At 53.7% G+C, this 246-nt stretch carries 1 protein-coding gene; it reads right to left on the bottom strand.

The window, feature by feature from the left end:
* Window positions 1–29: 29 nt before the first annotated feature.
* Window positions 30–246, bottom strand: a 217-nt coding sequence (locus tag AC1RO3_RS09350; RefSeq protein WP_481764144.1) for a hypothetical protein, incomplete at its 5' end; no start/stop codon positions are given.

The raw sequence follows: 246 nt of genomic DNA, 5'->3' as shown, positions 1-246 counted from the left end.
CGTGGAGGCTTCGAAAACAAAAGGTCGCATCAATCGTATTGATGCCACACGCCACCGTCGTTCATCGCGTACTCAAACATTTTCCGCATCGAAGTAAACCAAGCGTAGAAGCCGCGTTTTTCAATCTCCTGCGCATATTCGTCCCAAGCAGAAAAATCAGCAGCCAGCTTTGCCGAGGTGACCGGCCCGATAGTCCCGAATTGACCCGGATGGCGAAACAACTCACGGAACGGGCCTGTGCCGTCC

The organism is Dellaglioa sp. CoH-57-MRSF-19, assembly GCF_056781975.1.
This window is presented reverse-complemented; position numbering and strand designations above follow the sequence as displayed.